Source organism: Streptomyces sp. NPDC059142 (genome assembly GCF_042755665.1).
Taxonomy (GTDB): Bacteria; Actinomycetota; Actinomycetes; order Streptomycetales; family Streptomycetaceae; genus Streptomyces.
Window position 1 is genome coordinate 7,981 of sequence record NZ_JBHZDA010000044.1, and the last position, 14,020, is coordinate 22,000.

Below are 14,020 nucleotides of genomic sequence, written 5' to 3' on the forward strand. Positions count from 1 at the left end.
CGGGGGCGCCCGCCATCAAGGCCCCCCCACCCCCCGCCCGGGGGGGGGGGGGCCCGGAGATCTCCGGGCCCCCCACACGCGTCGGGACAAGGGCGGTCAGACCTGCTCGGCCTGCTCCGGAATGTCCACGTCGCCCGACTGGTTGGGCAGCGCCCCGCCGAAGCGGCGGTCCCGGGAGGCGTACTCCAGGCAGGCCCGCCACAGGTCCCGCCGGTCGAAGTCCGGCCACAGCACGTCCTGGAAGACCATCTCCGCGTAACTGCTCTGCCAGATCAGGTAGTTGGACGTACGCTGCTCACCGCTCGGCCGCAGGAAGAGATCCACGTCCGGCATGTCCGGGTAGTAGAGGTACTTCGCGAACGTCTTCTCGTTGACCTTGGCCGGGTCGAGCTTGCCGGACGCGACATCGGCCGCGAGCGCCTGCGCCGCGTCGGCGATCTCCGCACGGCCGCCGTAGTTGACGCAGAAGTAGAGCGTCATGGCGTCGTTGTCCTTGGTCTGCTCCTGGGCCACCTGGAGCTCCTGGACGACCGACTTCCACATCTTGGGCATCCGGCCGACCCAGCGGATCCGGATCCCCAGCTCGTCCATCTCGTCGCGGCGGCGCCGGATGACATCGCGGTTGAAGTTCATCAGGAAGCGCACCTCGTCGGGCGTGCGCTTCCAGTTCTCGGTGGAGAAGGCGTACAGGGAGAGGTTCTTCACGCCCATCTCCAGGCAGCCCTTGAGCACATCGAGGACGACGCCCTCGCCGACCTTGTGGCCCTCGGTGCGCGGCAGTCCGCGGTCCTTGGCCCAGCGGCCGTTCCCGTCCATGACGCAGGCCACGTGCTTCGGCACCAGCTCGCCGGGGATCTTCGGCGGCGTGGCCCCCGACGGATGCGGCTCCGGCGTCTTGTACTCGCGGCGGGAGCGTCCCATGATTCCGCGTCGTGCCATGCGCTTCTCGTCTCCTCGTTCCTCGCTCAGCTCTTCGCTGTCCGAGCTAGTTCTTCTCCACGTATCTGAGGGAGCGCAGGCCCCGCTCCAGATGCCAGTGCAGATAGGCGGACACCAGCCCGCTGCCCTCCCTGACATGGCGCGCCTCGCACGCGTCGGCCGTCGCCCAGTCCCCGGTCAGCAGCGCGCTGAGCAGTCCGACGGCCTCAGCAGAGGGTACGACGCTGCCGGGCACCCGGCAGTCGCCGCAGATGACCCCGCCCGCGGCCACCGAGAAGAACCGGTTGGGGCCGTGCAGCCCGCACCTCGCGCAGTCGTCGAAGCTCGGCGCGTACCCGTTGACGGCGAGGGAGCGCAGCAGGAAGGCGTCCAGGATGAGATGGGGCGCGTGCTCCCCCCTGGCGAGGGTCCGCAGCCCGCCGACGAGCAGCAGGTACTGCTGGACGGCCGGCTCGCCCTCGTGGTCGGTGAACCGCTCCGCGGTCTCCAGCATCGCGGTGCCCGCGGTGTAGCGGGCGTAGTCGGAGACGATCCCGCCACCGTACGGAGCGATGGTCTCGCTCTGGGTGCACAGCGGCAGGCCGCGGCCGATCAGCTCGCTGCCGCGCGCGAAGAACTGCACGTCGACATGGGAGAAAGGCTCCAGCCTGGCCCCGAACTTCGACTTGGTCCTGCGCACCCCCCGGGCGACGGCGCGGACCCGGCCGTGGCCGCGGGTCAGAAGCGTGATGATGCGGTCGGCCTCACCGAGCTTCTGGGTGCGCAGCACGACGCCGTCGTCCCGGAACAGACTCATGACGCCATTCTCCCGCATGCGCGGGCGCCGCCCTCCCGTCCGTACGGAGGTGGTGGAGCCCATCCGTACGGAGGGCGGGCGCCGGGGCGCGGAGAGGCGGGTACGCGGCGCGCAGGGCCCTCAGGAGGGCGTGCCCGACGCCGCCAGCAGCAGCCGCGCCGTGTCGTCCGCGCGGAGCTGGAGCGCGCCGCCCACGATGCTCAGCACCTCGCGCTCCGCCGGGCTGTAAACCCCGTCCGCCAGGGCGATCCTGGCGCCCTGGAGCAGGATCGACTCCCGGCCCGCCGGGGCGAGGTGCGGCGCGAGCGGTTCCAGCGCCTCGTGGAGTTCGATGGCGAGCGCGGCGCCGAAGGGGCCCGCGTCGACGACGAAGCGGCCGGTGTCGGCGGCCAGCGCCTCGACCAGGTCCGTCAGCCGGTCCTCCGTGCAGTCCTCGAACCCGGCCGCGCGCACCGTGAGGACGGCGGTCTCGCGGACCGTACGGGACGCGGTGCCGCCGGCCGCGAGGACCGCGAGCGCGACCGTGTGGACGGCGTCGCGGAGCATCGCGGAGAAGCGGAGCGTGGTGGGGTGGTCCAGCGCGTCCGTGCCGAAGTGGGCGTGGCAGGCGGCGCACTCGACGACGGGGCCCGCGACGCCCCGGGAGAGCAGCGGGATGCCGAGCACGGTGAAGCGGCGACGGCCGGTACGGCGGCGGTAGTTGCGGTCACCACCGCAGTCGGGGCAGAAGAACTCGCCGTCGCCGACCGTGGTCCACGACGTACGAATGCCGCAGAGGCGCGGTTTTCGGCCGCGTGGTCCTTGAGCTGGCAGCACGTCGCGCACCTCCGTCACGCCCCGGCAACGCTTCGTTGCGCTGCACTGCGCCGCGTCTCCGCCCCCTGTTCGGGGAATGGGGTTGCCGAGCCGCCGCGTTGACGTGATGTTAGCCACATCTTGGAGGTGCCGTCAGCACCGTGGCGTGAGATCGCCACGACATGGCCGAACCCCGCCCCTTGCATACCAGGGCGGGGTCCGGAAAAGCTCAGGTCAGCGCGGGGCGCCGGGCGGCGACCCGGCGGATCAGCGCGCCGCGCGATTGACGGCGGAGACGACCGCCTTGAGGGAGGCGCGGGTGGTGTTGGCGTCGATGCCGATGCCCCACAGCACCTTTCCGTCGATGGCGCACTCGATGTACGAGGCGGCCTGCGCGCTCGCGCCCTCGCTCATGGTGTGCTCCTGGTAGTCCAGCAGCCGGGCGTCCACCCCGACCGTCCCCAGCGCCTCGAAGAAGGCGGAGATCGGACCGTTGCCGGTGCCGGTCAGCACCGTCTCCGTACCGTCCACGACGGCCTGGACGGTCAGGGTGTCCTTGCCGTCGGTGTCGGTCGTGGACTGGCCCGAGCGGAGCTGGACCCGGCCCCAGGCGTTCTCGGCGTTGGGCAGGTACTCGTCGCGGAAGACGGACCAGATCTGGGCGGGGGTGACCTCGCCGCCCTCGGCGTCGGTCTTGGCCTGAATGATGCGGGAGAACTCGATCTGCATCCGGCGCGGCAGGTCCAGCTTGTGGTCGTTCTTCAGGACGTACGCGATACCGCCCTTGCCGGACTGCGAGTTGACGCGGATGACCGCCTCGTAGGAGCGGCCCACGTCCTTCGGGTCGATCGGCAGGTACGGCACGGCCCACTCGACGTCCTCGACCGACAGGCCGCGCGCGGCGGCGTCGGCCTCACGGGCGTCGAAGCCCTTCTTGATGGCGTCCTGGTGGGAGCCGGAGAAGGAGGTGTAGACCAGGTCGCCCACGTAGGGGTGACGGGCGTGGATCTCCATCTGGTTGCAGTACTCGCTGGTACGGCGGACCTCGTCGATCCGCGAGAAGTCGATCTGCGGGTCGACGCCCTGCGAGAACAGGTTCATACCCAGCGTCACCAGGTCGACGTTGCCGGTCCGCTCGCCCTGGCCGAACAGGCAGCCCTCGATGCGGTCCGCGCCGGCCATCAGCGCCAGCTCGGCGGCGGCGACGGCGGTACCGCGGTCGTTGTGCGGGTGCACGGACAGGCAGACGTGCTCACGGCGGGAGAGGTTGCGGGACATCCACTCGAAGCGGTCCGCGTGCGTGGAGGGCGTCGAGCGCTCCACGGTGGCGGGCAGGTTGAGGATGATCTCGCGGCCGGCCTCGGGCTGCCAGACGTCCATGACGGCCTCGCAGACCTCCAGGGCGAAGTCCAGCTCGGTGTCGGTGAAGATCTCCGGGCTGTACTGGTAGCCGAAGGTGGTCTCCGGGCCGAGGATCTTCTCCGCGTACTCGGTCACCAGCCGGGTGCCGTCCACGGCGATCTGCTTGACCTGCTCCTTCGTGCCGCGGAAGACGACCCGGCGGAAGGTGGGGGCGGTGGCGTTGTAGAGGTGGACGGTGGCGCGGTGGGCGCCGCGCAGCGCCTCGACGGTGCGCTCGATCAGCTCCTCGCGCGCCTGGGTCAGGACGGAGATCGTCACGTCCTCGGGGATCGCGCCCTCTTCGATGATCGACCGTACGAAGGCGAAGTCGGTCTCACCGGAGGCGGGGAAGCCGACCTCGATCTCCTTGTAGCCCATGCGGACCAGCAGGTCGAACATCTCGCGCTTGCGCGCCGGCGACATGGGGTCGATCAGGGCCTGGTTGCCGTCGCGCAGATCGGTGGAGAGCCAGCGGGGGGCGACGGTGATCCGGTTGTCCGGCCAGGTGCGGTCGGGGATGTCCACGGCCTCGTAGCGGCCGTACTTGTGGACGGGCATCCCGGACGGGCGCTGGGTGTGGGTCGCGTTGGTGATGGGCGTGGGGCGACCGACGGACGATGCAGACATTGCGTAGGGCTCCTCGTGTGTCCACTGGGACGGCCGACGGGGCGTGATCACCGCAACGCCAGACTCCGCGGGGAGGGGGTCGGCCTACGACTACAGGCCCTCGCCGCGGCAGCTAAGGAGAAGCAGCCCGAAACGCATGATGCGTAGCAGCGTAACCGAGACGTGGTGCACGTGCGGGTCCGTATCAGCATACGGAACGCGTCACGGCCGTACCGGCCCGGATCACTCCATTTCAGCAAAGACTGTCGCAATGAGTGACAGACCGGCGACGGCCTGCCACATTGCAGACATGAACGCCATCGCACCGGTCTTCTGCACCATCGTCCCGCCGCACGTACTCGACAAGCTCGCGCAGGCCGACGACCCCGTGGTCTCCGGGCCCGCCCGCCGCACCCTGGAGGCGGACTCCGCGCAGCGCACCCGCCGCCGGCTGACCATCGCCGCGGGCCCGCTGAGGGTCGCCGCCGCGGCGGAGGACGCCGCGACGGGCACCCCGCACCGCACCATCTACGACTGCCGCAACGGTACGGCGCTGCCCGGCACGAAGGTCCGCGAGGAGGGCTCGGAACCGGGCCGGGACGCCACCGTCAACCGCGCGTACGCCGGTCTCGGCTCGACGTTCGAGCTGCTGCTCTCGGCGTACGGCCGCGACTCGCTGGACGGGGCGGGGCTGCCGCTGAACGCCAGCGTGCACTACGACCGGGAGTACGGGAACGCCTTCTGGGACGGCGAGCAGATGGTCTTCGGGGACGGCGACGGGGAGATCTTCCTCGACTTCACGCTCCCCGTGGACGTGATCGGCCACGAGCTGACGCACGGCCTCACCCAGTACACGGCCAACCTCGCCTACTACGGCCAGTCCGGCGCGCTCAACGAGTCCGTCTCGGACGTCTTCGGCACGCTGGTCAAGCAGTACACGCTGGACCAGACCGCGGACCGGGCGGACTGGCTCATCGGCGAGGGCCTGCTCGCGCCGCGCGTCCAGGGTGTGGCGCTGCGCTCCATGAAAGCCCCGGGCACGGCGTACGACGACGACGTCCTCGGCAAGGACCCGCAGCCGGCCACGATGGACGACTACGTACGGACGAGCCGCGACAACGGCGGGGTGCACATCAACTCCGGCATCCCGAACCACGCGTTCTACCTGCTGGCCACGGAGCTCGGCGGCAAGGCGTGGGAGCGCGCGGGCCAGATCTGGTTCGACGTGCTGACCGGCGGCGAGCTGGACATCGAGGCGGACTTCGCCGACTTCGCCAAGCTGACGGTCGCGGCGGCGCGGGCGCGCTACGGGGACACGGCGGAGCACGAGGCCGTGGTCAAGGCGTGGTCCCAGGTCGGGGTCCCCACGACCTGACCTCCTCGGCCCGGCCACCGCGCCACCGGCACGGGCGGCGGCTACCGCCGCCGCCCGTCACGTACTAGACAGGACCCATGCGTATCCAAGTACGGCGTACGGGCGGCTTCGCCGGCATCGAGCGGACGGCCGAGATCGACACGGCCCGGCTCCCCGACCCGGCCCACTGGCAGGCCCTCGCCCACCGCGCCCTCACGGCCACCGGCAGCCCCGCCCCGCGCGCCGGGGTCCCGGACGGCTTCGCCTACACGATCACGGTCGACGGCCGCACGGTCCACTGCGCGGACCCCCATCTGACGGACGCGCAGCGGGAACTGATCTCCACCGTCCTGAAGGAAGGCGCCTGAACCCGGGCGGCCCGAGTGGGGAACGGGAGCCGGGGTCGTAGCCGAAGCGGAATTCGGTCGGAACCCGAGCTTCCGAAGCTGCTCGGGGCCTCTCCTCAACGCGCCGCTCGCGCGGCTCGGCCCAGGGGCCTCACCGGCTTCGCGCCGCTGCGCCGGCCTCCGGCCGTCGTCCCAGGAGCGGTCAGAACCCGAGCTTCCGAAGCTGCTTGGGGTCCCGCTGCCAGTCCTTGGCGACCTTGACGTGCAGGTCCAGGAAGACCGGGGTGCCGAGCAGCGCCTCGATGTGCTTGCGGGACTTCGTCCCGACCTCCTTGAGCCGCTTGCCCTTGGGGCCGATGATGATCCCCTTCTGGCTCGGGCGCTCGATGTACACGTTCGCGTGGATGTCGAGCAGCGGCTTGTCCGCCGGGCGGTCCTCGCGCGGCAGCATCTCCTCGACGACGACCGCGATCGAGTGCGGCAGCTCGTCCCGTACGCCCTCCAGCGCGGCCTCACGGATCAGCTCGGCCACCATGACCTGCTCGGGCTCGTCGGTGAGGTCGCCCTCCGGGTAGAGCGGCGGGCTCTCCGGGAGCAGCGGGACGAGGAGGTCGGCCAGCAGGCCGACCTGCTGGTCGCCGACGGCCGAGACCGGGACGATCTCCGCCCACTCCAGGCCGAGTTCCCTGCCGAGCTGGTCGATCGCGATGAGCTGCTCGGCGAGCGTCTTGGAGTCGACGAGGTCGGTCTTGGTGACGACGGCGACCTTCGGCGTCTTCTTGATCCCGGCCAGTTCCTTGGCGATGAACCGGTCGCCGGGGCCCAGCTTCTCGTTGGCGGGCAGGCAGAAGCCGATCACGTCGACCTCGGCCCACGTCGTCCGTACGACATCGTTCAGCCGCTCGCCGAGCAGGGTGCGCGGCTTGTGGAGCCCCGGGGTGTCCACCAGGATGAGCTGCGCCTCGGGGCGGTGCACGATGCCGCGCACGGTGTGCCGGGTGGTCTGCGGCCGGTTCGAGGTGATGGCCACCTTCTGGCCGACCAGAGCGTTCGTGAGGGTGGACTTGCCCGCGTTGGGGCGACCGACGAAGCAGGCGAAGCCGGCCCGGTGGGGGGCTTCGGCCGACTCGGGAGAAGTCTCGGGAGAGGAGGTACGAGCGCTCATGGCGCCCATTCTCCCCGATCCTTCACCGTCCGCCGACCAGCCGACCCGTAAACACCCCCGCCCACCGCGCCGGGGGCGCTCGTCACCCGGCGGTGACCGTCACCCGCAGCACACCGTCCGCGCCCGCCACCAGCACCGGGGTCGCGGGGCTGCCGAGATCCCGTACGGCCGCGCGGTCCTCGTCGGACGCGGTCGCGGCGTCGGTGACGACGGCCGCGGCCTCCAGCGAGGTGGCCCCGCTGGCCACGGCCATCGCGACGGCGGTGCGCAGCGCGCTCAGCTTGAGGGAGTCCAGCTCCACGCTCCCGGCGACATACGTCCGCCCGGTCTCGTCCCGCACGGCCGCCCCCTCGGGCACCCCGTTCCTGGCCCGCGCGGAACGGGCCAGCGTGATGATCTTGCGGTCCTCGGGGTCGAGAGCGGAGGCGTCGGCGCCGTCGGCGCTGTTGGTGGCTCGTGTCATGACCCCGAGCATAGGCAACCCGGCCAGGGGCCTGTGTCTAGGCGTCGAAGTCGTATTCGAGCACGTACGAAGCGGAGTCGAGAACCATCTCGTTGACCTCGACGGGCCGCCCTCCGGCAGCGAACGCCGTTCGGCAGACGAGCATGACGGGCGTGCCCGCCGAGAGAGCCAGCAGGTTCGTCTCGTCCTGGGACGGCATGCGGGAGCGGACCTCTTCCCTGAAGTGCACCGGCTTCAGCCCGAGTTCTTCGAGGCGGGCGTAGATCCCGCCGGGACCGGTGTCCTCCCTGGTGACCGCCGAGCCCGCGACCATGGCGGCCGGAAGCGAGCTGGTGGCCAGCAGGACCGGCTTGCCGTCCAGCACGAAGCGCCGGTTCCTTACGCAGACGGCGTCACCCGGGGCGATACCCAGGACGTGCGCGATCGGTTCCGACGCGGACTCCTCGGTCACCTCGATCCGGTCCACGGCGAGTTCGCGGTCCTCGACATCCGCAGACCAGACGGACCGGCCGCCGCCCCACACCTCACCGGAGAGCCGTTGAACGCCCCGCCGCCGCAGCGGCCGGAACGACCGGACGAACACCCCGGCGCCTTTGCGTGACTCCGCGATCCCCTCGCTCTGCAGCACACCCAGTGCCTGGCGCGCGGTCATACGGGCCACGCCGTGTGCGGCCATCAGGTCGTTCTCACCGGGCAGCCGGGTTCCCGGACCGTACTCACCAGTCCGGATCGCCTCTCGAAGGGTGTCAGCGATACGCCGGTACTTCGGCTGACGGCCGCCGCCAGTTGTCGACATACGTGGGGCCTCCCTCTTCTCCGGACACCCTAGGGCACAGGTGTACCAGTACCTTCCGGCCCGCCCTCGGGGACACCGTGATCCCCCGAAGCGACCAGAGTTGACATCTCTAGAGATGTTGGCTTCACTCAAGATGTCTAGAGATGTCACCGGGTCGGGAGCGTGAGATTGGTGATGGGGCGTCAAGGAGCATCCGCACAGAGCGGGCCGGGCCGTTCGGTACCGGTGCCGTACATCGCCTCATGGAGCGCGGAACGGGCACCCGCCCTGCGCGTCGTCGCGAAGGGTCCCGGCATCGGGTACGCGGATGAGCGGCCGTACGACCGCGACTCCGACGGCGTGCTGTGGACCCGCGTTCCCTCGCTCCCCGGCAGAGGGCGGCCCGAGTTCGGCAGGGTCCATGCTCTGCGGCAGCGGCGGGCCATGGTCCAGACGCTGTGCCAGGTCTGTGGCGGCCCCGCCGACCGCGACGAGAACGGCGTGTTGTGGATGCTGGGCGAAGACCCGGCGGATCCGGACTCCTGGCCCGAGGACCTCGTCACGACGCATCCGCCGCTGTGCGTACCGTGCGCGGTGAAATCCGTGCGCGCCTGCCCCCACCTGCGAGAGCGATACGTGACGCTGCGCGTCCGCAGCTTCGGTCCGATGGGCGTACGAGGCTCGCTCTACCGGCCCGGGTATCCGTTCCCGGTCCTGGTGGACGCCGCCGGGGTGGCTTTCGACGATCCCCGTATCCACTGGGTCCGGGCCGGACAGCTCGTGATGCGGCTGCGTGAGTTCACGGTCGTCGACCTGGAAGCCCTGCGGGCCGAGGAGTCCTGAACGCCCGCAGGACCCCCCGCACCGTCACGGGCGGTCCAGGCGGAGGCGGGCCGTTCTGGGGAGGCCGGCCACGACCAGGTCGTAGGAGTCCTCGATCAGCTCGCGTACCGTCCGCGCCGGCAGGTCCGGCACCGTCACCGTGTTCCAGTGGCGCTTGTTGAGGTGCCAGCCCGGGACGATCGCCGGGTGGGTCTCCCGCAGGCGCAGGGCCTCTTCCGGGTCGCACTTGAGGGAGACCTTCAGCGGGGTCTCCTCCAGGGCGCAGAAGGCGAAGATCCTGCCGCCCACCTTGAAGACCGTCAGACCCGGGCTGCGGGGGAACGGGGTGTCCTCGAACGCGCCGTTCAGGGCGAGGCAGAACGAACGGAGCGCCCCGGCCGTCAGCGCGCGGGGCGTCATGGGGTCGCGGCCTCCTCCTTGACCGGTTCGGCGAGGACCGTGACGATCTTGTTGCGACGGCCGGCCGGGGATTCGGCCGTCAGGCGCAGGGTGCGGCCGTCGGGGAGTTCGACGCAGGCGGTGGCGCCCGCGATGGGGACGCGGCCCAGGGCCTTGGCGAGCAGGCCGCCGACCGTCTCCACGTCCTCGTCGTCGTACTCGTCGAGGCCGAACAGGTCCCCGAGGTCCCCGATGTCGAGCCGGGCCGTGACCCGGTAGGAGCCGTCGCCCAGCTCTTCGACCGGGGGCAGCTCGCGGTCGTACTCGTCGGTGATCTCGCCGACGATCTCCTCCAGGATGTCCTCGATCGTGACGATCCCGGCCGTGCCGCCGTACTCGTCGATCACGACGGCGACATGGCTGCGCTCCTGCTGCATCTCGCGCAGCAGGTCCCCGGCGTTCTTCGTGTCGGGCACGAACGCGGCCGGGCGCATCGCCGTGGAGACCAGGTCGGCCTCGGAGTCACGGTTGATGTGGGTCTTCCTGACCAGGTCCTTGAGGTAGACGATGCCGACGATGTCGTCCTCGTTCTCCCCGGTGACCGGGATACGGGAGAAGCCCGAGCGCAGCGCCAGGGTGAGCGCCTGACGGATCGTCTTGTACCGCTCGATGCAGACCAGGTCCGTGCGCGGGACCATCACCTCCCGTACGAGGGTGTCGCCCAGTTCGAAGACGGAGTGCACCATCCGGCGCTCGTCGTCCTCGATGAGCGATTCCGCCTCCGCCAGGTCGACCATGGCGCGCAGCTCCGCCTCGCTGGCGAACGGGCCCTTGCGGAACCCCTTGCCGGGGGTGAGCGCGTTGCCCAGGAGGATCAGGAGCTGTGGGACCGGGCCCATGATCCTGGCCAGCGGCAGCAGGACGTACGCGGAGGCCGTGGCCGTGTTCAGCGGGTGCTGGCGGCCGATCGTACGGGGCGAGACGCCCACGGCGACGTACGAGACGAGGACCATCACGCCGATGGCGACGACCAGCGCCGCCCAGGTCTCCTGGAAGCCCTCCAGGCAGACGTACGTGACCAGTACACCGGCCGCCATCTCACAGGCGACCCGCACCAGCAGGGCCACGTTGAGATAGCGCGTGGGGTCGGCGGCGACCTGCGCCAGCTTGGCCGCGCCGCGCCGCCCCGACCGTACGGCCTCGGCCGCCCGGAAGCTGGAGACGCGGGCGATGCCCGCCTCGGCGGAGGCGGCGAGCCAGGCGACGACGACCAGCGCGACGGCGCCGACGATCAGTTGCGCGGTCACGAGACCGTGGGCGCGGGCGACGGGCCCGTGAGCCCCCGCTCGGCGCGCCAGCCGTCGACGATGGCGGCCTGGAGGCCGAACATCTCGGCCTTCTCCTCCGGCACCTCGTGGTCGTACCCGAGCAGATGCAGCACCCCATGGACGGTCAGGAGCTGGAGCTCCTCGTCCATGGAGTGCTGCGTCGGTGCTTCCTCGCCCTGCCGCTTGGCGACCTCCGGGCAGAGCACGATGTCACCGAGGAGCCCCTGCGGGGGCTCCTCGTCGTCCTTGACCGGCGGACGCAGCTCGTCCATCGGGAAGGACATGACATCCGTCGGCCCCGGCAGATCCATCCACTGGATGTGGAGCTGCTCCATCGCGGCCTCGTCCACCACGATCACCGAGAGTTCGGAGAGCGGGTGGATGCGCATCCTGGCGAGCGCGTAGCGGGCGGTGTCGAGGATCGCCTGCTCGTCGACCTCGGTACCTGACTCGTTGTTGACGTCGATCGACATGGTGCGCTCTGGTCTACTTCCCGTTGTCGCTGTCGTACTGCTCGTACGCGTCGACGATACGGCCGACGAGCTTGTGCCGTACGACATCCTGGGACGTGAGCCGGGAGAAGTGCACGTCGTCCACGCCCTCCAGGATGTCCTGGACCTGGCGCAGACCGCTCTTCGTGCCGCCCGGGAGGTCGACCTGGGTGATGTCCCCGGTGATGACGATCTTCGACTCGAAGCCGAGGCGCGTCAGGAACATCTTCATCTGCTCGGGGCTGGTGTTCTGTGCCTCGTCCAGGATGATGAACGCGTCGTTGAGCGTGCGTCCGCGCATGTACGCCAGAGGCGCGACCTCGATCGTGCCCGCCGCCATCAGCCGCGGGATCGAGTCGGGGTCGAGCATGTCGTGCAGCGCGTCGTAGAGCGGGCGCAGATAGGGATCGATCTTCTCGTAGAGCGTGCCGGGCAGGAAGCCGAGCCGCTCCCCCGCCTCGACGGCCGGCCGGGTCAGGATGATCCGGTTGACCTGCTTGGCCTGGAGCGCCTGGACGGCCTTGGCCATGGCCAGATACGTCTTGCCCGTACCGGCGGGACCGATGCCGAAGACGATCGTGTGCCGGTCGATCGCGTCGACGTACCGCTTCTGGTTGAGGGTCTTGGGCCGGATCGTCCGGCCCCGGCTGGAGAGAATGTTCTGGGTGAGCACCTCGGCGGGCGTCTCGGGACCGTCCGCGCCGCCGTTCTCGCTCGCCCTGAGCATGGCGATCGAACGTTCCACTGCGTCCTCCGTCATCGGCTGACCGGTGCGGAGCACCAGCATCATCTCGTCGAACAGGCGCTGGATCAGCGCGACGTCCGCCGCGCTGCCGCTCGCACTGATGTCGTTTCCCCGGACATGGATGTCGGCGGCCGGGAACGCCTTCTCGATCACGCGCAGCAGGGAGTCTCCGGAGCCCAGGACCGTCACCATCGGGTGCTTGGCGGGGACGGTCCACCGGGCGCGTGCCTGGTCCGGCGCGGAGCCCCGGTCCGACGCGGGGGTCTGGACTGTAGGTGTCTGAGTCATGGGCCGGCCCTGTGGCCTGCGCATACCTCCCGTTGCAGGGTTCTCGCCGCTCGACAACCTCTGGAGTACCAGCGTACGACCCCGCACTGACAAGGCCCTAGGGCTTTTCCCCGCGCCTTCCTCACGAACCTCCGGCGCCCCACTCCGCGGGGCTCAGCCCGAGCGGCCGAAACCGATCGTCGGGACGGCCCTGCGCAGCGGCCACGGCCGGGTCGGCGCGGGCAGCAGCTCCGCCAGGAAGGCGTAGCGCCGCAGCGCCGCCGGGTTCTGGTCGGGCGAGCCCTGGACGTAGCTCCACCAGGCAGCGACCTCCGACCAGCCGGGCGCGGAGAGCGAGCCGCCGAACTCCTGGACGGAGAGCGCGGCGGTCAGTCCGGCGAAGGCCAGCCGGTCCGCGAGCGGCCAGCCGGCCAGCGTGCCGGTGACGAACCCGGCGACGAAGACGTCGCCCGCGCCCGTCGGGTCCAGCGCGGCCACCGCGATCGCCGGGACCTCCGCGGTCTCGCCGGTCGCCCCGTCGACCGCGTACGCGCCCTCCGAGCCCAGCGTGACGACGGCGACGGGGACCCGCTCGGCGAGCACCCGCGCGGCGGCCCTGGGGCAGTCCGTACGGGTGTACCGCATGGCCTCCTCGGCGTTGGGCAGGAACGCCTCGCAGTGCTCCAGGTCGGCCAGTCCCGCGAGGTCCCAGCGGCCGGTGTCGTCCCAGCCGACGTCGGCGAAGATCCGGGTCCCGTGGCGTGCGGAGTGGGCGATCCACTCGTCGCGCCGCCCGGGGGTGAGCGCGGCGACGGCGGCCCGCGCGCGGGGCGGGCACTCGGGCAGCGCGCCCTCCGGCGGCGGGGCCTCGTGGCCGTGCGAGACCATCGTCCGCTCGCCCTCGTACGCCATGGAGACGGTCACCGGGGAGTGCCAGCCGGGGACGGTGCGGGAGCGGGAGAGGTCGATGCCCTCGCCCTGCTCCAGCGCGTCCCAGCAGTACTCGCCGTAGTGGTCGTCGCCGAAGGCGGCGGAGAGCGAGGTGCGCAGCCCGAGCCGGGCCAGCGCGGAGGCCATGTTGGCGATGCCGCCGGGGCTGGACCCCATGCCCCTGGCCCAGGACTCGGTGCCCCGTACGGGGGCGCTGTCCAGGCCGGTGAAGATGATGTCGAGGAAGACCGTGCCCGTGAGGTAGACGTCGCACTCCGGGTCGTCCGGGGCGCGCAGCGCCCCGAGCGGGTCGACGTGGGCCGAGTGTTCCAGCGCGGTGTGTCCCGGGGCCGCGGGCCCCGGGCGGTCCAGATGGTCGAGGTGGTCCAGCGGGTCT

15 protein-coding genes are annotated in these 14,020 nt (G+C 70.9%); 3 read left to right on the forward strand and 12 right to left on the reverse strand.

Features of this window, described 5'->3' with window-relative positions; all coding sequences use genetic code 11:
* Positions 1-96 precede the first annotated feature (96 nt).
* From ACFXPK_RS17775 to leuA, 4 genes are all read right to left on the reverse strand, one after another.
* On the reverse strand, positions 97-939 hold the full coding sequence (locus tag ACFXPK_RS17775) for an isoprenyl transferase (RefSeq protein ID WP_384990517.1): 843 nt from the start codon (positions 937-939) through the stop codon (positions 97-99).
* A 46-nt stretch (positions 940-985) separates the two neighbouring features.
* The gene (gene recO / locus ACFXPK_RS17780; RefSeq protein WP_329827186.1) at positions 986-1,735 is read right to left on the reverse strand and encodes a DNA repair protein RecO; all 750 of its coding nucleotides are present in this window, start codon (positions 1,733-1,735) and stop codon (positions 986-988) included.
* A gap of 120 nt (positions 1,736-1,855) precedes the next feature.
* Entirely contained in the window at positions 1,856-2,551 is a 696-nt protein-coding gene (locus ACFXPK_RS17785; protein ID WP_384990521.1) for a TerB family tellurite resistance protein, read from the reverse strand.
* Positions 2,552-2,797: 246 nt separating this feature from the next.
* Positions 2,798-4,558 (reverse strand): 2-isopropylmalate synthase, encoded by a 1,761-nt coding sequence (gene leuA / locus ACFXPK_RS17790; RefSeq protein WP_384990524.1) that lies wholly within the window; start codon positions 4,556-4,558, stop codon positions 2,798-2,800.
* Between the two features lie 289 nt (positions 4,559-4,847).
* Between leuA and ACFXPK_RS17795 the strand changes: the two genes are divergently transcribed.
* On the forward strand, positions 4,848-5,912 hold the full coding sequence (locus ACFXPK_RS17795) for a M4 family metallopeptidase (protein ID WP_384990525.1): 1,065 nt from the start codon (positions 4,848-4,850) through the stop codon (positions 5,910-5,912).
* Between the two features lie 77 nt (positions 5,913-5,989).
* The gene (locus tag ACFXPK_RS17800) at positions 5,990-6,259 is read left to right on the forward strand and encodes a protealysin inhibitor emfourin (RefSeq protein WP_384990527.1); all 270 of its coding nucleotides are present in this window, start codon (positions 5,990-5,992) and stop codon (positions 6,257-6,259) included.
* A gap of 181 nt (positions 6,260-6,440) precedes the next feature.
* On the opposite strand, the gene era is transcribed toward ACFXPK_RS17800, so the two are convergent.
* From era to ACFXPK_RS17815, 3 genes are all read right to left on the reverse strand, one after another.
* Positions 6,441-7,412, reverse strand: a complete 972-nt coding sequence (gene era, locus ACFXPK_RS17805; RefSeq protein WP_384990530.1) for a GTPase Era — start codon at positions 7,410-7,412, stop codon at positions 6,441-6,443.
* 73 nt (positions 7,413-7,485) lie between these two features.
* Entirely contained in the window at positions 7,486-7,866 is a 381-nt protein-coding gene (locus tag ACFXPK_RS17810; RefSeq protein WP_385076324.1) for a cytidine deaminase, read from the reverse strand.
* A 37-nt stretch (positions 7,867-7,903) separates the two neighbouring features.
* Positions 7,904-8,662 carry a GntR family transcriptional regulator gene (locus ACFXPK_RS17815; RefSeq protein ID WP_385076327.1) on the reverse strand — a complete coding sequence of 253 codons (759 nt, stop codon included), beginning with the start codon at positions 8,660-8,662 and terminating at the stop codon, positions 7,904-7,906.
* A gap of 225 nt (positions 8,663-8,887) precedes the next feature.
* Here ACFXPK_RS17815 and ACFXPK_RS17820 point away from each other — a divergent pair, with 225 nt between their 5' ends.
* Positions 8,888-9,484, forward strand: coding sequence for a hypothetical protein (locus tag ACFXPK_RS17820; protein WP_384990538.1), 597 nt, complete (start codon positions 8,888-8,890; stop codon positions 9,482-9,484).
* 24 nt (positions 9,485-9,508) lie between these two features.
* On the opposite strand, the gene ACFXPK_RS17825 is transcribed toward ACFXPK_RS17820, so the two are convergent.
* The 5 genes from ACFXPK_RS17825 to ACFXPK_RS17845 form a co-directional block, all read right to left on the reverse strand.
* Positions 9,509-9,883 carry an MmcQ/YjbR family DNA-binding protein gene (locus tag ACFXPK_RS17825; RefSeq protein ID WP_384990541.1) on the reverse strand — a complete coding sequence of 125 codons (375 nt, stop codon included), beginning with the start codon at positions 9,881-9,883 and terminating at the stop codon, positions 9,509-9,511.
* Positions 9,880-11,169, reverse strand: a complete 1,290-nt coding sequence (locus ACFXPK_RS17830) for a hemolysin family protein (protein ID WP_384990543.1) — start codon at positions 11,167-11,169, stop codon at positions 9,880-9,882. Before ACFXPK_RS17830 ends, ACFXPK_RS17825 begins: the two co-directional genes overlap by 4 nt.
* Positions 11,166-11,663 carry an rRNA maturation RNase YbeY gene (ybeY, locus tag ACFXPK_RS17835; RefSeq protein WP_384990546.1) on the reverse strand — a complete coding sequence of 166 codons (498 nt, stop codon included), beginning with the start codon at positions 11,661-11,663 and terminating at the stop codon, positions 11,166-11,168. Before ybeY ends, ACFXPK_RS17830 begins: the two co-directional genes overlap by 4 nt.
* A gap of 13 nt (positions 11,664-11,676) precedes the next feature.
* Complete coding sequence (locus ACFXPK_RS17840; RefSeq protein ID WP_384990548.1) at positions 11,677-12,714, reverse strand: PhoH family protein; 1,038 nt, start codon at positions 12,712-12,714, stop codon at positions 11,677-11,679.
* Positions 12,715-12,867: 153 nt separating this feature from the next.
* Positions 12,868-13,995, reverse strand: coding sequence for a carbohydrate kinase family protein (locus tag ACFXPK_RS17845; RefSeq protein WP_384990613.1), 1,128 nt, complete (start codon positions 13,993-13,995; stop codon positions 12,868-12,870).
* Between the last annotated feature and the right edge of the window lie 25 nt (positions 13,996-14,020).